The following is a 24,971-nucleotide window of genomic DNA, read 5'->3' on the forward strand; positions in this document are numbered from 1 at the left end:
TTAGGCAGAAAGCGACAATAATTTAGCAAAAGACGACATTATACTTTATTTCTTTTGGCTTCAAGCATTTGCACGGTATCAAATAAACGTTGACGTAGCCATTTTTGAATGCGATCTTGATGAGTTCGCTCGTGCCAAGCCATCACTTTGGTGTAATGTTCTGCTTCAAAAGGTGGTGCTTTGATAATTAAGTCATCTTCTACGTGGATTAAATGTTCGGGAACAACGGCTAAATAATCACTTTGGCGCAGTAATTCGGGAATCAATGCAAAATTTTGTACAGAAACAGCTACTTTTCGTTGATAACCTAATGAATGTAATACTCTATCTGTTGCACCAGAAAATCCGCCTCCGAAAAATGATCCTAAAATAAAATGATATTGGCAGAAATTTTCTAATGTCCACGCTTGTTGCAAAATAGGGTGGTTTTGTCGCATTGCACAGACATAATTTTCTTGATAGAGCGGTTTGTAATGTAGCTTTTCAGGTACAGCAAGGCTGGATAATAGGGCTAAATCTAATTCCCCTTTTTCTAGCATTGTCTCCATATCGTGATTTTGTAAGGTTAAAAATGCCGTTTTTACGTTAGGGGCAATTTGCTGTAATTGTTGTATAAATGGTACGCCAATGGCTCGGAATGCATTATCTGTAGCACCAATTTTTAATGTGATAGCTAATTCAGCGGGATTAAATTCATTGGGTTGAACTAAGCTTTCTAATTCTTGCAAAATGCGTTTAAGGGGAGCGGCAAGTGTCATTGCACGGTCAGTCGGAATCATGCCATTTGATGTGCGAATGAGCAATGGATCGGCAAAATAGAGACGCAAGCGGGCTAACATTCCGCTCACGGCTGGTTGAGTTAAAGCTAATCGTTCTGCCGCTCGTGTCACATTACGCTCTTCTAACAGGGCATTTAATGCTTTAAGTAAATTCAGGTCAAGGTTATTCAAATTTACCATTATCACAAATCCTTATAATAATTATTCTTTTTCATAATTTCTATTATAACCAATCTCAATCTATACTGCACGCCATCGTAATCAAGCGAAAAAATAATTTATAGGAGAACAATCATGACAAAAACCACTTATACTCAAGATTACAAAGCCATTGAAGATTTATTATTAAATCAATATAGTGAAGGTGGTAAACAAGCAAACAGTGAAATAATGAAACCCGCTTTTGATGCTGTCGCTACAATGTACAGTGTAGATGAAAAAGGCACATTGGCAGGAGGTGCAGTAACTGATACTCTTTTCCCAACTATTGATGATCACTTTAAACCATCAGAAAACCCTGTGGTTGCCATTGCTTATATTGATATTACAGGCACAGCGGCTTCCGCTCGTGTGGATACAGATAATCTCAGTGGCTATGGTTTTACCGATTATTTCAATTTGTTGAAAGTAAATGGTAAATGGACGATTGTGAGTAAAATTTTCCACACTCATTATTAATCATTATACAAGCGGTAAATTTTGCAGATTTTTTGCAAAATAGCCGCTTGTTACGTTTCTAGGAGAAGATATGGCAATTAAACCTGTTGAAATTTCAAAATTCTATCGTTTGGTAAATCATGGGCCAACAGCAATGATTTCAGCCAAACATAACCGTATTGAAAATGTTATGTCCGCTTCGTGGGTGTGTGCATTAGATTTTGCACCGCAAGCGAAAATGATGATTGTGGTGGATAAAGCTGCTTATACCCGAACTTTAATTGAACAAAGTGGCTATTTTGCTGTACAGGTTCCAACAGTTGCTCAAGCAGAATTGGTTTTAGATATGGGCGAAAGCCGTAAGGAAAATCCACATAAATTGGATAATGTGCCACTATTTTATTTAGAGAATGTTGATATTCCGCTTGTTGAAGGTTGTGCGGCTTGGATTATCTGCCGAGTGATTGATGAACCACATAATCAGCAAGTACACGATTTATTTATTGGAGAAGTAATTTCGGCTTGGGCTGATGATCAAATGTTTGATAATGGACGGTGGAAATTTGATGAACTGCCCGATGATCTAAAAACGTTGCACTATGTTGCAGGTGGACAATTCTATCAAATTGGTAAAGGCTTTAACTTAAGCCGTGGCCCCAATGTGGAGTAGTTATTTTTGTCTCATCACATTTAGGCGGTAAATGAGCAAAGCGGATAAAACAAAAGTACTTCCCATTATTTTCGTTGTAGATAAGTTTTCTGCCATAAAGAGCGTACTGAGCAATAGCGTCCATACAGGTTCTAAAATCATAATTAGTGCCCCATTGCCTAAGTCGCTAAGCTTTTGTCCCCATGTTTGCAATAAAAAGCGAGCATTCGTCCCGATAAGTACACTTAATGTGAGCCAAAGCCAGGTTGGTGAACTAATTTGAGTGGGAAATGTTTCAAATAGTGCAGAATAGATGCTGGCAGATATTGCTACCATACTGAGTTGAATAGTCGTTAATGCCAATACGGGAAGATGTTGTGCATAACGACTATTTAGCACAAATTGCACAGCTGCCCAAAATGCAGTAAATAAAAAGAAGAGGGTATCTAACTGAAACCCCGATTGCTCTGTACCATTATTGGCAAGCAAATACATTCCGATAATTGCCGATGGTAATGCAAACCAAAAACGTCGTATTGGGCGTTGGCGATATAATCCCCATGCAATTAAGGGAGCGGCAAGCATTGCTAAGCTCAGTAAAAATGCACCTTTTCCGAGTTCTGTGGTGTATTTGACTCCCATCACCCAAAAGAATAGATATAAACAAAATGATAGCCCGACGAATACAGCATATCGCCATTGTTGGCGATTGAGAGATTTAAGTTGTGGTAAAGCAAAAGGCAGAAAAAGTAGGGTAGCGAAAGAAAAACGTAAAGCAATAAAAGCCACTGCGGGCAGTTCTACTATGGCATTCTTGGAAAATAACCAACCGAATGCTGCGGTAAGGGTAGCTAGTAAAAGTAACCATTCACCATGATATTTTTGCATCATAAACATTCCTTAAAAATTACCGCACTTTCCCGTAGAAAAGTGCGGTAAAAACTATTGACGAATAGGGCGATACTCTACGGGAATCCAACGATAACCACCGTCTTTTTCTACTCGTAGATGACCTAATCCAGGGAACGGCAAATGAGCTCCTGCCACTAAAATTTCACGTTTTGCAATTTCAGGTAGCGCATTTAAACGACTTTTACGAGCAGAAATAGAATCTGCATCAAAATCTACTGCCACCTCTGGGTGAGCCATTTGAATAGCGTGGTTATGGATTAAATCTCCCCATACCAACATTGTTTCGCCTTTTGAGGTAAACTCAAAACCGTTATGTCCTAAGGTATGCCCATGCAATGGAATGGATTTAACGCCTGGAATGACCTCCTCGCCAGAATCATAGTATTTCACTTGATTATCAGCTAAATAAGGCGCTGCTGCTTCTCTTGCCCAAGCGACAAACGGTTTAGCATTATCAGAGAGTTTTTCTTCTGGGGTATCAAGCCAAAATGCTTTTTCTTGGTTAGACAGATAAATTGTTGCATTTGGAAAGACTTTTTTACCCTCTACGGTTACACCACTAAAATGATCAGCGTGCATATGAGTTGGTAGGATAGTGTCAATTTGCTCAGCTTTATAGCCAGCTGCTTCAAGGCTGGCAATCAGCATTCCTTTTTCATCAACAAAAATTGGATCTTGCACATCACCTTTACCTGCATCAATAAGGATTAAGTTGTCCCCAGTATTGACTAAAAACGCAATGATTGCTGTATCTACTCCACCAGTAGCGGTTTTAGGGCTAAATTTGTGCTCAATTAAGGTATCAAGTTCTGCTTTGCTTAATTTTGAGTAATTTGCAAATAAAGTACTATCAAGCGATGCCGCTCCATCATAAAGTGCGGTTACCTCAAAATCCCCTAACATCACACGGAAATATCCAGGAACTTGGGTTAATTGCATAGGTACAGGATTTTTCGCAGGAATATGTACAGGGTGTGCAGAGAGGTTCGGGGTAATAAAAGAAATGCAGGCAGAGATTGCCAAAGTTAATAATGTTTTGTTCATAAAAAGTCCTTAATAATAAAAGTGGTGGTATTTTAGGGTAACTTTTTACAGGGTGTTACACAGAAAGCGACAAGTATTTAGCAAAAGACGACATTTTGCTAACAAGGGGAGATTGAATGCGAATGTCATAGCAAGCTCGCTATTCTTGCAAAATCAGCAAAACTGATTTGCTGTTTTCTTTATTTTTCAGAAAAAATTTCTCCCTATAATGCCGCCCAACGAAACGCATAGGGCGTTTCTTTATTGGAGAAAATTATGAAATTATCAACTGTAATGAAAGCATTAGTTGCAGCCGCTGTGATGGCAAGCCCTGTGGCTTTTGCACACGGTACACACGCTGTACACCAACCAAAAGAAAATATCGTGGCACAAAAACGTACTCAAGTAGATGGTTACTACCGTATGATGATTGGCGATTATGAAGTTACCGCACTTTATGATGGCTATCTCTCTATCGGTGCACCTGTTTACCAAGAATTTACCAAACTGACTAAACAAGAGTTAGATGATTTAATTTCAGGGCAATTCCGCCCAATGTTGGCTGATGGTGGTGTGCAAACTGCGGTAACGGGTTACTTAATCAATACAGGCAAAAACTTAGTCTTGCTTGATGCGGGTTCGGGCGATGTGTTTGATGATAAAGTGGGGAAATTAACAGAGAGCTTAATTAAAGCAGGTTATCGCCCTGAGCAAGTGGATACTATTATTCCAACGCATTTACACTTTGACCATTTCAGTGGGGTTACTCGCAATGACAAAATGGAATTTCCTAATGCCACTGTCTATATCGCTAACCAAGAGAAAGCATTTTGGTTAGATACGCCTATCAAAGAGATGCCAGAGCATACGCAAAAATATGCACAATGGACACGTGATGCCGTTGCACCTTATGCCGCCGCAGGACAAGTGAAATACTATGATTTAGGTGATGAGATCATTCCGAATTTCAAATCCGTTGCGACAACTGGGCATACACCGGGGCATAGCAGTGTAGAAGTGAGCTCAAAAGGTGAAACACTGTTTGTCTGGGGTGATTTATTACATAATCACGCATTGCAACTGCCAGAGCCAGACGTTGCAGCAGAATTTGACGTAGATTCATCAGCGGCAAGAAAAGCACGTGTTGATATGCTACCTCAATTAGCCGAACGCAAAGTATGGATTGCAGGGGCACACTTGCCATTCCCGGGATTGGGGCATTTACGCAAAGAATCCAAAGGCTTCTCTTGGGTGCCGATTGAGTATATTCCATTGGAATATTAATTTTCGTTTTGCGTAGCGGAAAACGATAAGAGTTTTTACCACCAACTTGAAGGAAATTCGGGTTGGTGGTTTTTATTACGCATTAATCCATCTTTTACTTTATGAAATTCTCTTTTTGCTGCTTGATAACCGATCTGGAAAATCTCCTGCTGGCGTTTATCAGATATTTCAAAGGTATTATATTGTACGATTTTTTCAGGATTGATAAGCCAATCACATAAGCGATTTTGCATAGCCGCATTTTGCGCCATCATAATATCAATCGCGCGCCACGCTACTTGCGGTAACAATGCAAACTCTTTCGCTGATTTATAATCCGCCCCTCTATCTAAATTGACACCAATTAAATAATCACACCGCCCTTGAATGACATTTACTGGAAAATTATTCAAAATACCACCATCACTATATATCTCGCCTTCTACCTTAACTGGAGAAAAGATTCCAGGAAAAGCACAAGAAGCAACTACCGCTTCTTTTATTTTGGTATGACGTCCAAAAATTTTACTTCTCCCTGTTTCCATATTAGTTGCAGAAATATAGAGCTCTTTCGCTAAATCCCCTAAACACATTTCACCAAAGATATTATCTAAATACACCATAAATTTATCGGCATTAAATAACCCACTTTTTACCAGAGATAAATGGTTCACATTAAATAGATTCACCGAACGAAAAAATGCCAAAATTTCGTCAGGGCTTTTACCAAGTGCATACAAGCTACCTACAATCGCTCCGGCACTTGTCCCAGATATGATTTGAATATCAATCTGTTGTTCCTGCAAAAATTTCAACACGCCTGCGTGAGCTAAACCTTTATGCCCACCACCAGAAAGTGCTAAGCCTATTGTTTTGTTCACCATTTTTACCCTCGTTTCCATTCAAGTTCACAATAAAATACAAGCGGTTCGATTTTTCAATTTTTTTGCAAAAAAATGCTAATTTTAAACCGCTTAATCCATAACGTATTTCACTTCAATATTATGTAAGCCTTCCAATACTTTTAGATCTCGGTAGATATGATAAGACGAGTTTTCTTCTGGCGTTTTAGCATTAATTGTAATACTTAATATATTGTCTTGTTCTCGCTCTTTAATATTCAGCGAACTTACTGTGCAATCATTTGCATCAAGTGTATCTAAGATAGGTTGAAGATGATCAAGATCTTTCAATTCTAATTGTACTCGAAGCCGCTCAATCTTATCTTGCTTACGAATATGTCGTGTAATCATTGAGCTGTATTTCAAAATAAAAAACATAGCAACAGTCACAATAATGACGGCTTGATAAAAACCTGCGCCAATAGAAATTCCAACTGCGGCGGCAGCCCAAATCATCGCAGCGGTGGTAATACCTGAAACGACATCATTGGTGCGATGCATAATTACACCTGTGCCGATAAAGCCTATACCACTAATAACTTGAGCAGCAAGCCGCATAGGATCGGTTCTAATATTATCTGACAACGCCGCATAATACTCTGCAGCTTGAATAGATACTATAGTGAGCAAACATGTAGTGACGGAAATAATCATACAGGTTTTAATTCCGACCGGCTTACGTTTTTTCTCACGTTCTAAGCCTATTAGGCTTCCTAAAAAACAAGCAAGACAAAGCTTAATTAATGTATTGTAATCAAAGTTCGCTAAGGTTCTTGTGATTGAATAAAGAAGATCGTCCATCGAAAAATTTCTCTTTACAAGCGGTTGATTTTGAATAATTTTTTGCAAAAATAAACCCCACGCATAGCATGCATGGGGTTTAACCATTTTATTTATTAGCGATTTACCGCTAATTTGCCTTTAGTGAGTTCATAAACGCGTAATTTCGCAATTTCTCTAGCCAGTTTTGCTGTCATATCTGCATCATGAGTTTTACTCAATGTTTCTTCCACTTTACGTTTCGCTGCAAGAATGCGCTGTTCATCAAGTTCATCACCACGAATTGCAACATCAGCAAGCACGGTAACTGTTTTAGGTTGAACTTCTAAGAAACCACCCGAGACATAGATAAATTCTTCTTTGCCATCCGCAAAGGTAAACTTCACCATTCCAGGTTTAATCGCCGTAAGCAATGGAGTATGCCCTGCATACACGCCAAGTTCACCTTCTACACCAGATACACGTACACTAACGACTTCACCGCTAAATATTTGACGTTCTGCACTCACCACTGTGAGTTGAAATTGAGATGCCATGTTGTTCTCCTTTTTTTAAGAACAATTACATCTTGTTCGCTCTTTCAATCACTTCTTCAATAGAACCCGCCATATAGAACGCTTGTTCTGGAATATGGTCGTATTCGCCTTCTAAAATGCCTTTGAAACCACGAATGGTGTCTTTCAGTGAAACATATTTACCAGGAGAACCTGTAAATACTTCTGCCACGAAGAATGGTTGTGATAAGAAACGTTCAATTTTACGTGCGCGTGCTACCACTAATTTATCTTCTTCTGAAAGCTCATCCATACCAAGAATTGCGATAATATCTTTCAGCTCTTTGTAGCGTTGTAATGTACCTTGTACACCACGAGCCACATTATAGTGTTCTTCACCAACTACTAATGGATCTAATTGACGAGATGTTGAATCTAATGGATCAACTGCTGGATAGATACCAAGTGATGCAATATCACGGCTTAATACCACGGTTGAATCCAAGTGTGCAAAGGTAGTTGCAGGTGAAGGGTCTGTTAAGTCATCCGCAGGTACGTAAACCGCTTGCACAGAAGTGATAGAACCCGTTTTGGTTGAAGTGATGCGTTCTTGAAGTACACCCATCTCTTCAGCAAGTGTCGGCTGATAACCTACTGCAGACGGCATACGACCTAATAATGCAGATACTTCTGTACCCGCCAGGGTATAACGGTAGATATTATCCACGAAGAATAATACATCACGACCTTCATCACGGAATTTCTCCGCCATCGTTAAGCCAGTTAATGCGACACGTAGACGGTTACCTGGTGGTTCGTTCATCTGACCGTAAACCAGTGATACTTTGTCTAATACGTTAGAGTCTTTCATTTCGTGGTAGAAGTCGTTACCTTCACGGGTACGCTCACCTACGCCTGCAAATACTGAGTAACCGCTATGCTCAATCGCAATGTTACGGATTAACTCCATCATATTTACGGTTTTACCTACACCCGCACCACCAAATAGACCAACTTTACCCCCTTTCGCAAATGGGCAGATTAAGTCGATAACTTTAATACCTGTTTCCAACAACTCAGTACTGTTTGATTGTTCTTCATAACTTGGTGCTGCACGGTGAATTGCCCAGCGCTCTTCTTCACCAATTGGACCTGCTTCATCAATCGGTTCACCTAGTACATTCATAATACGACCAAGCGTTGCTGTACCAACTGGCACTTCAATCGCTTTATGCGTATTTTCAACTTTTAAGCCACGCTTTAGGCCATCTGATGTACCAAGTGCGATACAACGAACCACACCGCCGCCTAATTGTTGTTGAACTTCAAGGGTTAATCCTGATTCAACTTTTAATGCATCGTAAACTTTTGGTACTGCATCTTGCGGAAACTCAACATCGATTACCGCACCGATGATTTGTACAATTTTTCCCGTTGCCATTACCGTTCCTCTATGTCTTTGTTAAATTGCTGCGGCACCCGCAACAATTTCATTTAATTCATTCGTAATACTTGCCTGACGGGCTTTGTTATACACCAACTGTAACTCTTTAATCAGATTACCTGCGTTATCAGTTGCTGCTTTCATTGCCACCATTCGGGCTGCCTGCTCGGATGCGAGATTATCAACAATCGCTTGATATACTTGGGATTCCAGATAACGTACCAATAGACTGTCTAATAACGCTTGTGGGCTTGGTTCATAGGTGTAATCCCAAGAACCTGTCTGCTCTAGCGAGTCATCATCTAACGCTGGCAATGGAAGTAGTTTTTGCACAGTTGGCTTTTGAGCCATAGTGTTAATAAAACGGTTATAGACGATATAAACTTCATCCAATTCACCTTCACGATAGGCATTTACCATTGTATTAACAATACCAAGCAAATCTTCCATTGTTGGAGCATCACCCAAACCATTGATTTGTGCCTTTGTTTTTAAGCCCATCGAACCAAAAAAGCCAGCGGCTTTATTACCGACTAAGCCTAGCTCGCACTGAACGCCTTTGTCTTCAAAAGCTTTTAACTCATTTAATACCGTTTTAAATAAGTTAATATTTAAGCCACCACACAAACCTCGATCAGTAGAGATAACTAAATACCCTACTTTTTTCACATCTCTTGGCTCAAGGAAAGGGTGTTTATAATCAATGTTTCCTTTGGCAATATGGCTGATTACTTTGCGAATGGTATCAGAATATGGACGGCTCGCAGCCATACGTTCTTGAGTCTTGCGCATTTTAGATGCAGCAACCATTTCCATCGCTTTGGTAATTTTCTGCGTATTACGAACACTTGCAATTTTGGTTCTTATCTCTTTAGCACCTGCCATATTATTTCTCCGCTAAAAAGTTAGATTACCAAGCACTGTTCTTTTTGAAATTGGTTAAAATTTCATGCAGCTTATCTTTAATTGAGTCATTAAAATCGCCTGATTTTGCTAAATCCTGCATAAACTCACCATAATTGCTTTGTGCGTAATCTAATAAGTTCGCTTCAAATGAGCCAATTCGCTCAACTGCAACATCATCCAAATAACCATATTCCGCGGCTGCTAGAGATAACCCTAGTTGAGCAACCGACATAGGTGCAAATTGTTTCTGTTTTAGCAATTCTGTTACTTTTTGACCGTGAGAAAGTTGTTTGCGAGTAGCATCATCAAGATCAGATGCAAACTGTGCAAATGCCGCTAATTCACGATACTGAGCAAGCGCAGTACGAATACCGCCAGATAATTTCTTAACCAGTTTAGTCTGTGCAGAACCACCTACACGGGAAACAGAGATACCTGGGTTTACCGCAGGACGAATACCGGCATTGAATAAGCCTGATTCTAAGAAAATCTGACCATCGGTAATAGAAATCACGTTAGTCGGAACGAAAGCAGAAACATCACCAGCTTGAGTTTCGATAATAGGTAATGCGGTTAAAGAACCAGTTTGGCCTTTTACAGCACCGTTAGTGAAACGCTCAACATAATCTGCATTTACTCGAGCAGCACGTTCAAGTAAGCGAGAATGGAGATAGAATACATCACCAGGGAATGCTTCACGACCAGGTGGACGGCGTAACAACAACGAAATTTGACGGTAAGCTACCGCTTGCTTAGATAAATCATCGTAAACAATTAAGGCATCTTCACCACGATCACGGAAGTATTCACCCATTGCACACCCTGCATATGGCGCAAGATATTGTAATGCGGCAGACTCAGATGCAGAAGCGACTACCACAATAGTATTTTCTAACGCACCATGTTCTTCTAATTTACGCACTACGTTGGCGATAGTCGAAGCTTTTTGACCGATTGCAACGTAGATACATTTAATACCTGAATCACGTTGGTTGATAATTGCATCAATCGCTAAAGCTGTCTTACCAGTTTGACGGTCGCCGATAATCAACTCACGCTGACCACGACCGATTGGCACCATTGAGTCCACTGCTTTATAACCAGTTTGAACGGGTTGATCAACCGATTGACGGTCAATAACACCTGGTGCGATAACTTCAATTGGCGAGAAACCATCGTTTTCAATTTCGCCTTTACCATCGATAGGCTGACCTAAGGTGTTTACTACTCGACCTAATAAACCTCGACCAACTGGTACTTCTAAAATACGACCAGTACATTTCACTTCAGTGCCTTCAGCAAGATCCGCATAAGGACCCATTACTACTGCACCGACAGAATCTCTTTCCAAGTTAAGAGCGATCGCATAACGATTGCCTGGAAGCTCAATCATTTCGCCCTGCATTACATCAGATAAGCCATGGATACGAATTACACCATCGCTTACTGAAACGATTGTCCCGGTGCTTTGTGCGTCAGATACCACATTAAACTGGGCAATTCGTTTTTTAATCAATTCACTAATTTCAGTTGAATTTAGTTGCATTTTCTATTCCTCTTACAAGCTCAGCTCTTGGCTCAAACGGTTAAGCTGACCACGACTACTGCCGTCAATTACCGTATCATCGTAGCGGATAATCACGCCAGCGAGTAGAGATGGATCTACTGCTTTAATAATACGAATGTCATTGCCTAATTTTGCTTTCATTGCTGTTGCAATTTTATCTTCCTGCGAAGCGGTCAATTCTGTTGCTGATGTTACAAATACATCTTTTACAGACTCATATTCCGAACGCAAGGCATTAAATTCTGCAAATACAGCAGATAAAGCGCTTAGGCGTTTATTCTCAGCCATTACACGAATGAAATTTTGCCCAAATTGGTCCAGTTGTTCACCACAAATCGCTATAAACATCTCTGCGATTTTATTGCTTGAAAGTGAAGATGTTAAATACTCACTCACTTGATTATTTTCAGAAACTAATGCAGCAAACTTTAACATTTCCTGCCATTTGTCCAACTGACCATTCTCTAAAGCAAAATCAAAAGCTGCTTTAGCGTAGGGGCGAGCTATTGTAGTTAATTCAGACATCTGCCCCCCTTAATTATAATTCTGCAACTAGTTTGTCAATGATGTCATTGTTTGCCGCAGCATCAACGGAGCGACCCACAATTTTCTCTGCACCAGCCACAGCAAGAGCAGCTACTTTGCTACGAAGTTCTTCTTGAACACGTTTACGTTCGCTTTCTACTTCAGCATAACCTTGTTCAATAATTTTCGCTTTTTCTGCTTCTGCTTCTGCTTGCACAGCTTCTAAAATTTCATTGCGACGTTTTGTTGCTAAATCAATGATTTTTTGTGCTTCTTCACGAGCTTTTGCAAGTTCTTGCTCAACAATAGCTTTAGAATCAGCCTGCTCTTGCAATGCTTTTTCAGCCCCAGCAAGCGCATCGGCAATTTTTGCCTGACGATCTTCAATCGCTTTGATAAATGGTGGCCAAACATATTTCACGCAAAATGCCACAAATAGGGCAAAAGCAATGAGCTGACCAATTAACGTTGCATTTAGATTCACAACAGCCTCCTTAAAGTTGGATTATCACTCTTACGAGTAACGAAAGTTATTTGCCCAACTTTAATTAGCCTACTAAACCGATAAATGGGTTTGCAAAGATGAATAGTAATGCAATACCTACAGCAATCATTGAGATCGCATCTAAAAGACCTGCAACGATAAACATTTTGGTTTGTAAGCTAGCCGCTAATTCTGGTTGGCGAGCAGAAGATTCTAAGAATTTACCGCCTAATAATGCGAAACCAATTGCAGTACCGAATGCTGCGAAAGCTAAAAGGATAACTGAACCAAAGATTGTTGCAGTAATAATGTTTTCCATAAGAGTTCTCCTGTGAAAATGGAAAGATGAATAAATAAAACTTTTTTGCAAAAAATTGTTGAAAAACAACCGCTTGCAGGATTAGTGATCAGCCTTATTATAGCCAATACTCAAATACACAATCGTTAGCATCATAAAGATGAACGCCTGTAATGTAATCACAAGAATATGGAAAATAGCCCACACTAAGTGCAGCGGCACGCCCAATACTTGCGGTACAAAACTCTCTGCCATATACATTACTGCAATTAACACGAAAATTAACTCACCAGCATACATATTACCGAATAAACGGAATGCTAATGAAATCGGTTTTGCCAATAATGTTACCACTTCTAATAAAAAGTTTACGGGAATAAATGCCCAATGGTTAAACGGGTGTAAAGTATATTCTTTAACAAAACCACCAAAACCTTTGGATTTGATCGTATAGAAAATGATTAAACCAAACACTCCGATAGACATACCTAGCGTTGCACTGATGTCAGCAGTTGGCACCGCACGTAGGTAATGAATACCCAGCATTTCAGCAAATTGAGGAGGGAAATCGACAGGAATTAAGTCGATAGCATTCATCACAAACACCCAGCAGAATACGGTTAAGGCAAGGGGTGCAACAACATCTCGCGGACCATGGAAATTGTCTTTCACTACACCATTTACCCATTCCACCAGCATTTCAACGAAACATTGAAACTTACCTGGCACTCCTGGTGTTGCTTTTTTTGCCGCACGATAAAAGAAAAAGAGAAAGAGTACGCCTGCAAAAACAGCCAAAAACAGCGTATCTAAATGAACATTCCAGAAACCCTCTCCCGTTGATAAAAACGTAAGATGGTGACCGATATAATCTGCGGTAGTTTGACCAGCCATAAATTATCCCTTAATGAAAGAAATGAAAAATTCTAGTTTTTTGAACGCTTCATTAAAAATGGCAATACAACATTGCCCATCAAAGCAAAAAAATAGCCTGCAAAAAAAGCTAAATAGCGTAGCGAAGGAATAAATCGAAACATTAATGCAATAATGACTAAAGTTGCCAACCATTTCAGTCCTTCAGCAAGGTAAAAGACAGACATTACATTCACACTATTTGAGCGATGTCGAAAAAACACCCAATATACGGATAAGCAAAAAGGCAAAAACGCAGCCAAACAACCGCATAAAAAAGACAGACCTATATTTCCTTGTATCAAACTAATCACACTTGATACGGCACACAGAATTAACGAAAAAATAAAAATTGCTTTCGCATAATACTGTTTAGCTTGAAAAATAACCGCTGACATGTCCCGACTTTTCCGATTGAAAGTTTTCACTTTCGGCTATAAAAATCCGGTCGATTATACACTATAGAACTATTGATTAAAACAGATATCACTGCGTAAAGCGCTTAAGCATAATATTTTTTTAACATTTTTTTATAAAAAACAAAAAAAAATTAAAATTTGTCACTTGCTAAAAAATAGTCAGCCTTTTATATAAAAGACTGACTACATTTATAACACCTATCTATTCATATCGTTGCAGAAATTATACCGCGGAATACCAATGCAGCTTATTAAAAACAACTTGGCAGGCTTCACCTTCTTGTGGACCAGGATCACGCCGTCCTTTTTGCACACGCAATTCTTGATTGCCAAGAAAAATACTATAATCCACAACTTCGCCTAAATAGGAACGGCGTTTTACAATACCATTAACTCCGCCGCTTACAACAAAATCAATTTCTGATGGGCGAGTAGCGAGAATCGCTTTACCTTGACTGACCAATTCTGTACTTGGCGCGGGTTGAATATCATATGTACCAGCCAATCCTTCAAAACGAACTCCTTGTGGAGATAGATTGACACTTAATTGATTGGATAACCCAATAAAATTGAACACAAATTTATTCGCTGGGTTGTTATAGACATTCAGCGGGGTATCGATCTGCTCTACTACACCTTTACGCATTACCATAATGCGATCGGATAACGCCATTGCTTCAGATTGGTCGTGTGTCACGTAGATTATTGAAAAACCAAATTTACGCTGTAATGCTTTGATTTCAAAGCGCATCTCTTCACGTAGATGTGGATCTAAGCTTGATAAAGGTTCATCAAGCAACATTACATCTGGGTTTAACGCTAACGCCCTTGCTAAAGCAACACGTTGTTTTCCACCACCGGAAAGATCATCAGGGCTTTTTTGTGCGACACTCAGTAAATTGGTATGACGTAACGCATCAGTGGTACGTTTTTCAATCTCTTGTTTAGACAGTTTTTTCAATGCAAGTGGGAAAGCCACATTGTCATATACGGTCATATGCGGCCACACTGCAAACGCTTGGAAAACCATACCAAAATTGCGTTGTTCAGGGGGAAGATAGTAGTTACTTGCTTTCGCCGATAGTAATCTATCACCAACACGAATTTCACCGCCATCTAAATCTTCAAAGCCAGCAATCATTCGTAGCGTTGTTGTTTTACCACAACCCGAAGGGCCTAACATAGAAAAGCATTCGCCTTTTTCAATGGATAAGTTTAGATCTGGAATAGCAATCACATCACCAAACCGTTTCATCACATTTGTAAGTTGAATATAGCTCATTTTTTACTCCTTACCCTTCAGTTATTTTTGTGTTTTTTTCTCGGCATAACGTTTAATCACCGTTTGCCCGAACACAATAATAATCAACGCGATACCTGCTAATGCCGCAGAATATACCGTTTCACCATCTTCATTTAAGGTATAGATCGCCACCCCGATAGTACGAGTTGATGGACCATAAAGCATTACGGATACAGTTAATTCACGCAACGCTGGTAAGAAGATAAGGAAGAAGGCGGCGATCATACCTGGACGAACCAATGGGATAACAATATCTTTTAAGGATTGCCACATACTTGCCCCACAAGCACGAGATGCTTCAACCAATGAATCGTGGACTTGCTCTAATGCCGCAGAGTTCGCTTTGAGCGAGAACGCCATATAGCGAGCAATATAGGCAATTAAGATGATCCAAACGGTGTTATATAGATTGATACCAAATTTACCGCTCCAAGCAAGAATCACCCCTAAAGCAATCACAGATCCAGGCACAGAGAACGGTAACATTCCTAAAAATTCTAAGAATCCTTTACCTCTTACACGCATTTTCACAATCACATAAGAGATCATCACACCAGCAAACATGGTAATGACTGCAGCAGCTAAACCTAAAGTGACACTATTGCGAATAGCATCTTTAGTAAGTTGCCAATCAAATAGGATAAATTTGTAGTTCTCAAGTGTGAGATTTTCCCACGTAATTGGTAAACCGTAGGTTTTTAAGCCACCAACAAGGAAGATGGTTGCAGTAGGAAGTACGATAGTGAAAGCAATGTAGAACAAGCAGATAATCAATAACGGCATACGCAAACCACGTAGTTTCACTTCCACAGGGCGGAAACTTTTACCTGCGATAATTTGGAAACGACCTTTACTTAAGATTCTGTTTTGTAGCCAAATAATCAAGGCTGCGGTTGCTACAAGTACTGTTGCTAACACTGTACCTGTACGAATTGCATCAAAGCTCCCTGCACTTTGGTGGATACGTTCATAAATTAAGGTTGGAATGTTGAAAATACCATTTTCAACCCCGAGCACCGCAACAGTACCAAAGTGAGCCATTGAGTAGAGCATAATCAATAACGCACCAGACACGATACTTGGCATAACGAGTGGAATGGTAATTTTGCGGGTAATCGTAAACAGGCTTGCACCTGAAATACGTGCAGATTCTTCCAATGTCGGGTCCATACGTTCCAATGCACCGCAGACTTGAATGAATACAAATGGGAAGAGATACATTGTTTCAACCGCCATAATTCCAGCATAGCTATAAATGTTAAACAACGGCTCTTCCAAGCCAAAGGTATCCATAAAGAAGCGGTTAATATACCCCGCACGAGGCGAAAGCAACATTTTCCACGCCAATGCACCGATAAAAGATGGCAACATAAACGGCACAAGGAACATCACTTTCATAAAGCCTTTGTATGGTAAATCGGTACGAGTCACCAACCACGCAAAGAATGTACCAATGATGGTACTCATAATCGTAACCCCTGAAGCAATAAATAATGAATTTAATAATGCTTCATAGGTTTCTTGTTGTTTTAAAATTTGTACCACATCGGATAAATTGAATTGCCCATCAACCCAAAATGAGTTAATAAAGATGAGCAACACAGGAACAGCAACTACGATCACCAAAATCCCAATGGATAAAGCTAAAATCGCATTTGCCACATTAAATGGGCTTTTTTTCTCTATAACCGCTGACATATTTACCCCCTCTGATCATTTTCAGAAAGTGTGTCATTTTCGGCGAACCAAAGCAGATCGTGGAAATTCACCACACAGTTTTCGCCTTCTTCAAACATCAAATTATTTTGTAAGGCATAATTAGTCGAAATTTCAGTACGAACTGTCACGCCATCAATATCCACCATATAATCCATTACCGCACCTAAGAAACTTGCACGAGCAATTTTGCCGTTTAATCCATTGCCCGATTTAGCAAGGATAATATCGGAAGGACGACAACCAAATTTGCCATTTACAAGCGGTATATTTTTCCAAAAAATTTGCTGATTGCCCTCTCCAACAAAATGTTGTCCATTTTCGCAACGTACAGGAATAAAATTCGCCAAGCCCATGAACTTGAATACCATTTCATTCTCTGACTTTTCGTAAATTTCCCAAGGTGTACCAATTTGTTGAATTGCGCCATCTTTATCCATAATGGCAAGTCGGTCTGAAATAGCGAGAGCGATTTCTTGGTCGTGAGTCACATATAAAATGGTAATGCCTAATTTTTTCTGTAACTCTTTGATCTCAAAACGCATTTCTTCACGCAGATTAGCATCAAGGTTATTTAACGGCTCATCTAACAACATTAAAGATGGTTTAGCGACTAACGCTCGAGCCAGCGCCACACGTTGTTGCTGACCGCCAGAAAGTTGAGAAGGTAAACGTTTTTCTAAGCCAGTAAGATTAACTAATTCAACAACTTCCATCACTTGTTGGTAAATAGTGTCTTTATCTAGCTCTTTTAATTTAAGTGGGTAAGCGATATTGTCGAACACGGTCATATGCGGCCACACCGCATAATCTTGAAATACGACACCCAAGCCACGTTGGTCTGGCTGAACATCTACGCCAGTGGCTGGATCTGCAACGACGGTTTGATCAATTAAAATTCGACCACTATTAGGCACATCAAATCCAGCTAAAAGTCGTAACAATACCGTTTTTCCGCAACCAGATGGACCGAGAAGCGTAAAGCACTCGCCGTCATTAACGACGAGTGATACATTTTTCAACACTTCATTCGAGCCAAAGGTTTTACTAATGTTCTCAAATGTAATTGTTGCCATAATAAAACCCTTACTGATTTAATTGCGGTTTTGTAGAATCTGACTGAATTTTTTCACTGTCTCTTCTTTTTCATTTAAGATAGCGTTGTAATCAATCGGAATTGCACGTTGCATTGCATCTTCGACAGATGGCATACCGTCCATTACGGCGACACCTTTTCTAACTGGCAATGTACCTTCATTTGCCACAATTTTTTGTGCATCGTCAGAGAGCAAGAAATCCACGAATTTTTGTGCAGCCGTGAGATTTTTTGTCCCTTTGAAAATCGCAGCAGGGCTTGGAATTACCAGCATTTCTTTCGGATAAACTAATTTTAGTTGAGCCCCTTTTTTGATTTTATCGTTGGTAATGTAATCCACCGCTAAAGAAACTAATAAGTCGCCTGATGCGGTATCATCCACTACCTGACCAGAGCCTTTACCCACTTTACCTTTGTTTGCTTTGATTTGTTCAAAGAATTCCCAACCAAAGGTCGATTTCAATAACGCAACGCTCATATAAGAAGTACCTGATAATGCAGGGTTTGCAATACCAAATGCCCCTTTGTATTCTTTGCCAACAATATCTGCCCATTCACTTGGCGGATTTTTCACAAAGCGAGTGTTATAAGCCAATCCTAATGTACCTAAGCGAATAGGGGTAAATGAGCCGTCAAAATCAGGTAATGGATTTACGATATTTTCTACTTCTTTAGAGATATAAGGCTCTAGCATTCCATTTTCTTTCATTTTAAAGAAATCTGGCACTTCACTCGTCCAGATAATGTCTGCCATAATCTTGCCAGACTCTTTTTCAGCTGCAATTTTAGCCATCAATTTTCCTGCACCAGCAGATTGATAGTCCATCGCAACTTCAGGGTGTTTTTCTGCAAATTTTGTTTTTAATGCACCAATCAGAGATTCTTTCATTGATGTGTAAACAATCAGGTTTTCATTTGCTGAAGCAAATCCTGCAATACTGAAACCAAAACCTAACGCCATAACAAGAGATGAGATTTTTTTGTTCATAATGAACTCCTTTTCTATAGGAATAAGTACCAAGAAATATTTCATTAAAAAATGAAATTTGAAGCATCATACTGAGAAAAAAACAGAAAAAAAGGGCGCTTGTTAGGCATATTTATGAGTGAAAAATGACTCATTTTGAGTGATAGCAAGAGGATAAATTAACCCATTTTCATGAGTTCAAAGGAGATAAATTTAGAGAGGATAAAATTTGAGTAAAAAGTAACACATAAGAGTATAAGCATTTTTCAACAAAAAATTTCTCTTTCGTGATTCAGATCACATTTCAATACTATTTTTCTCATCAAAAATAAGTAAGATACCGCTCACGCCAAGATAGTATTTCCCCTTTTACCATTTGATTATTAAGGACTATCACTGTGTTTGATACAAAATACAATGTGCTACTGATTGATGACGAATCAAATAGTGTTACATCATTTCAAGCACTATTACAAAACAAAAACTACCTTCCATTATTGCTTACAGATCCAACAAATATTCAACAAAAAATTCCCCCAAATTGGGTTGGCGTAGTGCTTTGCAATACCAAATTAACCAATCACTCAGGATTAAGTGTATTAAAAGAGATTATGCTATTGGATAAAAAAATTCCCGTTATCATGCTATCAGAATACGGCAATGTACCAATGGCGGTAAATGCAATGAAAATCGGGGCAATCAATTTTCTAGAAAAGCCCATATCATTTGATGCGCTTCTTTACCAAATAGAAAATGCTTTAGCAGAGCGTCGTCAATTAATATCTCAACGCCAATGGCAATTAAATAAACTTAATCAAACGTTTATAGGCTCAAGTGAATGGTTACACAAACACCGTCAGCAGTTACAAAAATTAGCCAATAGCCATTTACCCGTTTTTTTATGGGGTGAAAATGGTACAGGGAGGTACCTTTCAGCCAGCAATCTTCATCGATTAAGCTCTCGTAAAAATGCGCCTTTCATTCTGCATGAATGCATACAAAATATTCCTAATCCTATCGAAGACCTACTGACACAATGTGAACGAGGTACATTAGTCATCAAACACTTGCACCAATTATCAATAAATGAACAACAACGTCTTGCATCAGCGATGCATAGTGAAGAAAAATCATTCCGCTTAATTGTTATTAGCGATATTCCTCTTTGGCAAATTATTCAGCAACAGTATTTAAGCACTGAAATTTATGCTCATTTTCTGCACACACAAATCGAATTATTACCACTATATAAACACCCCACCGATATCGCTGCAATTTTTATCCACTATGTACAAAAAAGCTGTTCTCAGCTTAATAAGACCTACTTTCCACCAACTAAAAAATTATTACAACACCTTGGACTTCAACGGTGGATAGGCAATGTTACTGAGCTAATTCATACTGCAGAACTCTATGCACTTGGATTGTTTACTCCCCAAAATACTCCGACATTAGATACAGACAGAATCCAACTAAAAGAAACAAACCCTCTTGCTAAGCAATTATCACAATATGAAAAACAACTTATTGAAGATGCATTGCTATTCTTTCAGGGTCGTATTAATCCCGTCGCAAACTATTTTGCGATTCCTCGGAAAACGCTCTATCTACGAATGCAAAAATATGGCATAGATAAAAATGAATTTAAGTTATAAGCATAAAAAACGTGTGGTAACAACCACACGTTTTATGACAAGCGCTCTAGATTATTATTTTTTTTGCAAAACCACCAAATGACGTTCACCCACTAACTCGGGCACTTCAAGCTTAATCACCTCCACCAACTGAATCGGTTGTTTGATTTCAGCGATTTCCTGTTCGTCATATACGCCTTTTAATGCATAAAATTTACCGTTTTCAGTCGGTAAATGGTAGCACCAGCTCACCATATCGTTAAGTGAAGCAAAAGCACGGCTTAATACGCCGTCAAATTGGCTCTCGGTATATTCTTCCACTCGGCTTTGCACAGACGTGACATTTTTAATCCCAAGCTCACGCAGAGCGTTTTTAATGAAAGTGATGCGTTTGCCCAAGCTATCCAACAACACAAATTGCTTATCAGGGTTAATAATCGCAAGCGGAATGCCCGGCAAGCCGGGACCTGTTCCCACATCAATAAACGTTTCGCCCTGTAAATGGCGGCTAACCACGAGGCTATCCAAAATATGTTTTACCAGCATTTCATCAGGATTGCGAACAGAAGTGAGGTTATAGGCTTTATTCCATTTATCCAATAGTCGCACAAAACCAACTAACTGCTCTTTTTGTTGATCGGTCAAATTTATTTCTGCTTGGGCTAACAAGCGGTTCAGTTTTTCTAACATTTTGCAAAATCCTTGTTTTAATAATTTATGCTAAAATAGATTTAATTTGGATATTATTTATACAAATCTTGCTATTTCAGTATTTCACTAAGGATACTATAAATGAGCCTTAAAGAACTATTTTTAAAAACATTAAACTATTTAGGTATTCATTGCGTTAAACAAAGTAACGAAACAGATAGCGAAAAGTTTGAGCAAGCAAGTTTTCTCTACAATGAACATAATTTTATTGATGTTTTTCCTATCCTTAAAGAGCTTGCTGAAAAAAAATAACTCAAAAGCTCAACTAATACTAGGGGTAATGTATGTTAATGGCGAAGGTGTTTTTAAAAGTAATAAAAAAGCAATGTATTACTTAAAAAAATCAGCTAAGCAACAAGAACCATTAGCTTACTTTTTTATTGGATCTATGTATGAACAAGGCAAAGGTGTAAAAAAAGATATTCAGCGGGCATTTTCTTGGTATAAACAAGCTGCTGATCTAGGTTTAGATGATGCTTATCATCAATTAGGTCAGATGTACGAATATGGCGTTGGTATACAGAAAGATCTCCAACAAGCGATCTTTTGGCATACAAAAGCAATAGATCACGGTATAACACAATCACAAGTTAATCTTGGTTGTATATATAATGAGATGAAAGAATATGAAAAAGCGTTCTATTGGTTCTACAACACAGCTCACCTACATATAAATGCTCAACATATGCTCGCTAGTTTTTATTACGAAGGTAAATCAGTTCCTAAAAACAATGCAATGGCAATTTATTGGTGGAAACAAGCTGCAGAACAAGGACATTCAATATCTCAATATAATCTAGGTTTAATGTGTATTGAAGGGAAAAGTAAATTTTATAGTAATAAACAAGCAGTTTATTGGTTTAAAAAATCAGCATCACAAGGCTTTGCTGATGCTCAATATAATTTAGTGTTAAGATATGAATTTGGAAAAGGAATTAAGCAAGATTATAAACAAGCCTTTTACTGGTATAAAAAAGCAGCAAATCAAGGTATTGCAGATGCCTATAATCAGATAGGTAGATTATATTTTTCTGGAAATGGGGTTACTCAGCATCTAAATATAGCCCTTGACTACTTTAAGCTTGGTTGTGAAAAAGGAAGTAAAAAAGCTTGTCAAAATTACCAAGAATTTAGAAATCACGATGATTTAGACAAGTGGTATAAACAATAATAAAGCGGTGAATTTTGCAGAAAACTTTGCAAAATTCACCGCTTGCAATCTAAATCACAGGCTCATCAATCACATTCATCAACTTCAACCGTCTGCGATAGTTATCCAGCACGCTGTTTTTGTGATCGCTTGGCATAAATGAGCGTTGATAAACACTTTCTACTATCGTTTGTTCTTTCCATAATTGTGGTAATAGACGCTGTTCAATCAATTTTCGATTTAAACCTATCTTTTCGCCAAATTCCACAAAATCTTGCCCGATATATTCGCCATATTGAGTTTGAAATCCGTGAGCTAATTCCACCCCGCCTTCTTCTCTTTCCAATAACGGCAAGGCGAGTAACGCACTGTTAAAAATGGCTTTATACGGCACAACGGAAACAAAATCATAAACAGGAGCGAGTTCTATTTTGCCATTTTTATGATAAATCAGTGAAAAGTTGCGTAAGTGTAGGTCGTTATTGCCGAGCAAATAGGCGTAAACTACACGTCTAAAGAGTTCTTGTCGTTGCACAAGATTATCCTCGGTGTAAGCGAGAATAAATTTCGCAACCCGTTCATAGCTCACATATTGCTCATTATCACTGCCGATTTTTCCGTATTTTTCCGAGATATTCATCGCACCGTCCAACTGCTCTTGATGAATCGGTACGCCATTTTGACGATCAAAACGTTTAATCACGAAAGCAAATTCGACGTTTTCAGATTGAAAAGCAAAAAGCCCATTGGGTGGCACATTAAAGCCCAACGCTTGCATTACGCTCATTGTAGCGTGTTCATTTTCGGCTAAAAAAGAATAATCTTCAGGCGATGGTTTAAGAATAAATTCCCCTTGGTTGCCGATAGTTTCAAACTGCCCGTTTTCAATCACCAACTGCAATTTTGGCTGATAACCTGAAATACTCATTCCCTGCTGCGTGAGAGGTAATTCAGATACAAAATCTTGGCGAGCAAAGGGTAAAACGGGCAAAAAGTCATTCAAGCCAGTTAAATAACGAATTCCTTTTTTACTGTATTCACTTGAGTGATTTGCTAGCGGTTCTAATAAAATTCGACAAAATCTCATACATCTTTCCGCACAATTTGCACGGCCCCCAGTAAATTTTCGCCATTATTCAGCAATAAGCCGAAAAGATCCTGCTCATCAATTTTTTGCAGATCGACATATTTCTGTTTTAACCAACCCTCTGGCACAAGCGATGCAAAATAGGGAAATAACTGTTCTGCATAAAATGCTTTTTGAGCAATAGGGAAACTGATTGAAAGCGGAATGCCCTGATATTCAGGCAAATAGGCAAAGCAAAAGCCACGATGATCCTGTGATAATTCCCCAATTTTATCGCCATAAAGCAGCACGTCCGCTTTTCTCATAACGTACATAGCGTAATCCCCAGCTCATTCGCCACTTTTAGCACAGTGTTAAATCGTACTTGGCTGGGATCGCTAAACAAACGGTTCAGAGTAGAGACTGAAATGCCTGTTTGTAATTCAAGAGTGTGAAGATCTATACCCAATGCCTTACGCTTATCGTTCAGCAATTTTCCAAATACCGACAGATCATCAATTCTCCCTTGCAACTTCTGCTCATTTTGGGCTTTTTCCGCGAGCATAAGTTGCTGTTGTAGTGCTTTGAGTAGTTGGATCTGTTCTTCCAAGTAGTGAATAGTATCTTTCATATCTGATTAATCTAGGAAAAATTTTTTATAAAAATATCATAAATAAAACATAAAGCAAAATTTATATTATATTTGATATATTTTTATGAAAAAAATCTATTAGAAATATCATTTTTGAAAAAAAAGAAAGTATAACAAGTAAGTTATTCTTCTTATTCAACGACTCCAGTAGAACAAAAAACAATCAAAAACGCCTATTCGTTTAAAAAACATTCAAACAAACATAAAAGATTTTAAATGCGACATAATTTGTCTCTTATGTGTAAATAATCCTTTTGTTTTTAAAACTTTTTTAACAAACTAATGGAGTCTATATGACAATGAGAGTAGAAAGAAAAAGAAGACTTGTACTTAATGCAAGTTACAATCTAATGGAAGAAGAGCGAACATCACTTCATCGTAATGATATTTATGACTTTGATATTATTACATTAGATGATGATTTCGTATCGTTGGAAGAACTTGCTCTCAATGATGATATTTGCAATACCTATTATTATCTTGTTCGCAATCTTCCAAAAGAGAGGGAGTTATCATTCATTGCTAAATCACGAATTATGGGATTACATCCATATCGTAATAACACTCTTATTGTAGAATAACGATATACCGTTCTAGTTCAATAACAAGCGGCTGATTTTGCAGAAAAATTTGTAAAATCAGCCGCTTGCTGTAGAGGCGTA

General features: G+C 38.6%; 29 protein-coding genes. 7 read left to right on the top strand and 22 right to left on the bottom strand.

The window, feature by feature from the left end; translation table 11 throughout:
- Positions 1 to 38: 38 nt before the first annotated feature.
- Complete coding sequence (locus EDC51_RS04895; protein ID WP_131928333.1) at positions 39 to 959, bottom strand: LysR family transcriptional regulator; 921 nt, start codon at positions 957 to 959, stop codon at positions 39 to 41.
- A gap of 114 nt (positions 960 to 1,073) precedes the next feature.
- On the opposite strand from EDC51_RS04895, the gene EDC51_RS04900 reads away from it, so the two are divergent.
- Both EDC51_RS04900 and EDC51_RS04905 read left to right on the top strand, forming a co-directional pair.
- On the top strand, positions 1,074 to 1,457 hold the full coding sequence (locus tag EDC51_RS04900; protein WP_131928334.1) for a nuclear transport factor 2 family protein: 384 nt from the start codon (positions 1,074 to 1,076) through the stop codon (positions 1,455 to 1,457).
- 70 nt (positions 1,458 to 1,527) lie between these two features.
- Positions 1,528 to 2,106 (top strand): flavin reductase family protein, encoded by a 579-nt coding sequence (locus tag EDC51_RS04905; protein WP_131928335.1) that lies wholly within the window; start codon positions 1,528 to 1,530, stop codon positions 2,104 to 2,106.
- On the opposite strand, the gene EDC51_RS04910 is transcribed toward EDC51_RS04905, so the two are convergent.
- Both EDC51_RS04910 and EDC51_RS04915 read right to left on the bottom strand, forming a co-directional pair.
- The gene (locus tag EDC51_RS04910; RefSeq protein ID WP_249038471.1) at positions 2,107 to 2,976 is read right to left on the bottom strand and encodes a DMT family transporter; all 870 of its coding nucleotides are present in this window, start codon (positions 2,974 to 2,976) and stop codon (positions 2,107 to 2,109) included.
- Between the two features lie 51 nt (positions 2,977 to 3,027).
- Positions 3,028 to 4,041: an MBL fold metallo-hydrolase gene (locus EDC51_RS04915; RefSeq protein WP_131928337.1), complete on the bottom strand. Its 1,014-nt coding sequence runs from the start codon at positions 4,039 to 4,041 to the stop codon at positions 3,028 to 3,030.
- A gap of 255 nt (positions 4,042 to 4,296) precedes the next feature.
- Between EDC51_RS04915 and EDC51_RS04920 the strand changes: the two genes are divergently transcribed.
- A complete protein-coding gene (locus EDC51_RS04920; RefSeq protein ID WP_249038472.1) occupies positions 4,297 to 5,304 on the top strand; it encodes an MBL fold metallo-hydrolase in 1,008 nt (335 codons plus the stop codon).
- Between the two features lie 35 nt (positions 5,305 to 5,339).
- Here EDC51_RS04920 and EDC51_RS04925 read toward each other — a convergent pair whose 3' ends face one another.
- The 15 genes from EDC51_RS04925 to EDC51_RS04995 form a co-directional block, all read right to left on the bottom strand.
- Positions 5,340 to 6,167, bottom strand: a complete 828-nt coding sequence (locus tag EDC51_RS04925; protein WP_249038473.1) for a patatin-like phospholipase family protein — start codon at positions 6,165 to 6,167, stop codon at positions 5,340 to 5,342.
- A gap of 90 nt (positions 6,168 to 6,257) precedes the next feature.
- Positions 6,258 to 7,073 (bottom strand): MgtC/SapB family protein, encoded by an 816-nt coding sequence (locus EDC51_RS04930; protein WP_015431465.1) that lies wholly within the window; start codon positions 7,071 to 7,073, stop codon positions 6,258 to 6,260.
- Between the two features lie 8 nt (positions 7,074 to 7,081).
- Positions 7,082 to 7,501, bottom strand: a complete 420-nt coding sequence (locus EDC51_RS04935) for a F0F1 ATP synthase subunit epsilon (protein WP_064318514.1) — start codon at positions 7,499 to 7,501, stop codon at positions 7,082 to 7,084.
- 25 nt (positions 7,502 to 7,526) lie between these two features.
- Positions 7,527 to 8,900 (bottom strand): F0F1 ATP synthase subunit beta, encoded by a 1,374-nt coding sequence (atpD, locus tag EDC51_RS04940; protein ID WP_025267515.1) that lies wholly within the window; start codon positions 8,898 to 8,900, stop codon positions 7,527 to 7,529.
- A 21-nt stretch (positions 8,901 to 8,921) separates the two neighbouring features.
- Positions 8,922 to 9,788: a F0F1 ATP synthase subunit gamma gene (gene atpG / locus EDC51_RS04945; RefSeq protein WP_015431462.1), complete on the bottom strand. Its 867-nt coding sequence runs from the start codon at positions 9,786 to 9,788 to the stop codon at positions 8,922 to 8,924.
- Between the two features lie 25 nt (positions 9,789 to 9,813).
- Positions 9,814 to 11,355 (bottom strand): F0F1 ATP synthase subunit alpha, encoded by a 1,542-nt coding sequence (gene atpA, locus EDC51_RS04950; protein ID WP_131928340.1) that lies wholly within the window; start codon positions 11,353 to 11,355, stop codon positions 9,814 to 9,816.
- Positions 11,356 to 11,367: 12 nt separating this feature from the next.
- Positions 11,368 to 11,901: a F0F1 ATP synthase subunit delta gene (gene atpH / locus EDC51_RS04955; protein ID WP_025288703.1), complete on the bottom strand. Its 534-nt coding sequence runs from the start codon at positions 11,899 to 11,901 to the stop codon at positions 11,368 to 11,370.
- Positions 11,902 to 11,914: 13 nt separating this feature from the next.
- A complete protein-coding gene (gene atpF / locus EDC51_RS04960) occupies positions 11,915 to 12,385 on the bottom strand; it encodes a F0F1 ATP synthase subunit B (protein ID WP_015431459.1) in 471 nt (156 codons plus the stop codon).
- Between the two features lie 64 nt (positions 12,386 to 12,449).
- A complete protein-coding gene (gene atpE / locus EDC51_RS04965; RefSeq protein WP_015431458.1) occupies positions 12,450 to 12,704 on the bottom strand; it encodes a F0F1 ATP synthase subunit C in 255 nt (84 codons plus the stop codon).
- A gap of 81 nt (positions 12,705 to 12,785) precedes the next feature.
- The gene (gene atpB / locus EDC51_RS04970; protein ID WP_131928341.1) at positions 12,786 to 13,577 is read right to left on the bottom strand and encodes a F0F1 ATP synthase subunit A; all 792 of its coding nucleotides are present in this window, start codon (positions 13,575 to 13,577) and stop codon (positions 12,786 to 12,788) included.
- Positions 13,578 to 13,609: 32 nt separating this feature from the next.
- The gene (locus EDC51_RS04975) at positions 13,610 to 13,993 is read right to left on the bottom strand and encodes an ATP synthase subunit I (RefSeq protein ID WP_064318516.1); all 384 of its coding nucleotides are present in this window, start codon (positions 13,991 to 13,993) and stop codon (positions 13,610 to 13,612) included.
- A 244-nt stretch (positions 13,994 to 14,237) separates the two neighbouring features.
- Positions 14,238 to 15,296: an ABC transporter ATP-binding protein gene (locus tag EDC51_RS04980; protein ID WP_025288701.1), complete on the bottom strand. Its 1,059-nt coding sequence runs from the start codon at positions 15,294 to 15,296 to the stop codon at positions 14,238 to 14,240.
- Positions 15,297 to 15,317: 21 nt separating this feature from the next.
- Entirely contained in the window at positions 15,318 to 17,015 is a 1,698-nt protein-coding gene (locus tag EDC51_RS04985) for an ABC transporter permease (RefSeq protein ID WP_131928342.1), read from the bottom strand.
- A gap of 2 nt (positions 17,016 to 17,017) precedes the next feature.
- Positions 17,018 to 18,109, bottom strand: a complete 1,092-nt coding sequence (locus EDC51_RS04990; protein ID WP_131928343.1) for an ABC transporter ATP-binding protein — start codon at positions 18,107 to 18,109, stop codon at positions 17,018 to 17,020.
- Positions 18,110 to 18,127: 18 nt separating this feature from the next.
- Positions 18,128 to 19,117, bottom strand: coding sequence for an ABC transporter substrate-binding protein (locus EDC51_RS04995; protein ID WP_131928344.1), 990 nt, complete (start codon positions 19,115 to 19,117; stop codon positions 18,128 to 18,130).
- A 377-nt stretch (positions 19,118 to 19,494) separates the two neighbouring features.
- Between EDC51_RS04995 and EDC51_RS05000 the strand changes: the two genes are divergently transcribed.
- The gene (locus tag EDC51_RS05000) at positions 19,495 to 20,751 is read left to right on the top strand and encodes a sigma-54-dependent transcriptional regulator (protein WP_131928345.1); all 1,257 of its coding nucleotides are present in this window, start codon (positions 19,495 to 19,497) and stop codon (positions 20,749 to 20,751) included.
- A gap of 54 nt (positions 20,752 to 20,805) precedes the next feature.
- Here EDC51_RS05000 and rsmG read toward each other — a convergent pair whose 3' ends face one another.
- The gene (rsmG, locus tag EDC51_RS05005; RefSeq protein WP_131928346.1) at positions 20,806 to 21,420 is read right to left on the bottom strand and encodes a 16S rRNA (guanine(527)-N(7))-methyltransferase RsmG; all 615 of its coding nucleotides are present in this window, start codon (positions 21,418 to 21,420) and stop codon (positions 20,806 to 20,808) included.
- Between the two features lie 102 nt (positions 21,421 to 21,522).
- Between rsmG and EDC51_RS10805 the strand changes: the two genes are divergently transcribed.
- Together EDC51_RS10805 and EDC51_RS05010 are read left to right on the top strand one after the other, a co-directional pair.
- Positions 21,523 to 21,693 (top strand): hypothetical protein, encoded by a 171-nt coding sequence (locus tag EDC51_RS10805; RefSeq protein WP_156055349.1) that lies wholly within the window; start codon positions 21,523 to 21,525, stop codon positions 21,691 to 21,693.
- Positions 21,677 to 22,612 (top strand): tetratricopeptide repeat protein, encoded by a 936-nt coding sequence (locus EDC51_RS05010; protein WP_170169270.1) that lies wholly within the window; start codon positions 21,677 to 21,679, stop codon positions 22,610 to 22,612. Before EDC51_RS10805 ends, EDC51_RS05010 begins: the two co-directional genes overlap by 17 nt.
- Positions 22,613 to 22,661: 49 nt before the next feature.
- On the opposite strand, the gene EDC51_RS05015 is transcribed toward EDC51_RS05010, so the two are convergent.
- The 3 genes from EDC51_RS05015 to EDC51_RS05025 are packed head-to-tail and all read right to left on the bottom strand — an operon-like array spanning position 22,662 to position 24,288.
- Positions 22,662 to 23,678: a type II toxin-antitoxin system HipA family toxin gene (locus EDC51_RS05015; protein WP_131928348.1), complete on the bottom strand. Its 1,017-nt coding sequence runs from the start codon at positions 23,676 to 23,678 to the stop codon at positions 22,662 to 22,664.
- A complete protein-coding gene (locus EDC51_RS05020) occupies positions 23,675 to 23,992 on the bottom strand; it encodes a HipA N-terminal domain-containing protein (RefSeq protein ID WP_131928349.1) in 318 nt (105 codons plus the stop codon). The genes EDC51_RS05015 and EDC51_RS05020 overlap by 4 nt, the downstream gene beginning before the upstream one ends.
- Positions 23,980 to 24,288 (bottom strand): helix-turn-helix domain-containing protein, encoded by a 309-nt coding sequence (locus tag EDC51_RS05025; RefSeq protein ID WP_131928350.1) that lies wholly within the window; start codon positions 24,286 to 24,288, stop codon positions 23,980 to 23,982. The genes EDC51_RS05020 and EDC51_RS05025 overlap by 13 nt, the downstream gene beginning before the upstream one ends.
- 314 nt (positions 24,289 to 24,602) lie before the next feature.
- Between EDC51_RS05025 and EDC51_RS05030 the strand changes: the two genes are divergently transcribed.
- The gene (locus EDC51_RS05030; RefSeq protein ID WP_131928351.1) at positions 24,603 to 24,890 is read left to right on the top strand and encodes a hypothetical protein; all 288 of its coding nucleotides are present in this window, start codon (positions 24,603 to 24,605) and stop codon (positions 24,888 to 24,890) included.
- The last annotated feature ends 81 nt before the right edge of the window (positions 24,891 to 24,971 follow it).

It is taken from the genome of Bibersteinia trehalosi, from assembly GCF_004346205.1.
In the GTDB taxonomy this organism is placed as follows: domain Bacteria; phylum Pseudomonadota; class Gammaproteobacteria; order Enterobacterales; family Pasteurellaceae; genus Bibersteinia; species Bibersteinia trehalosi.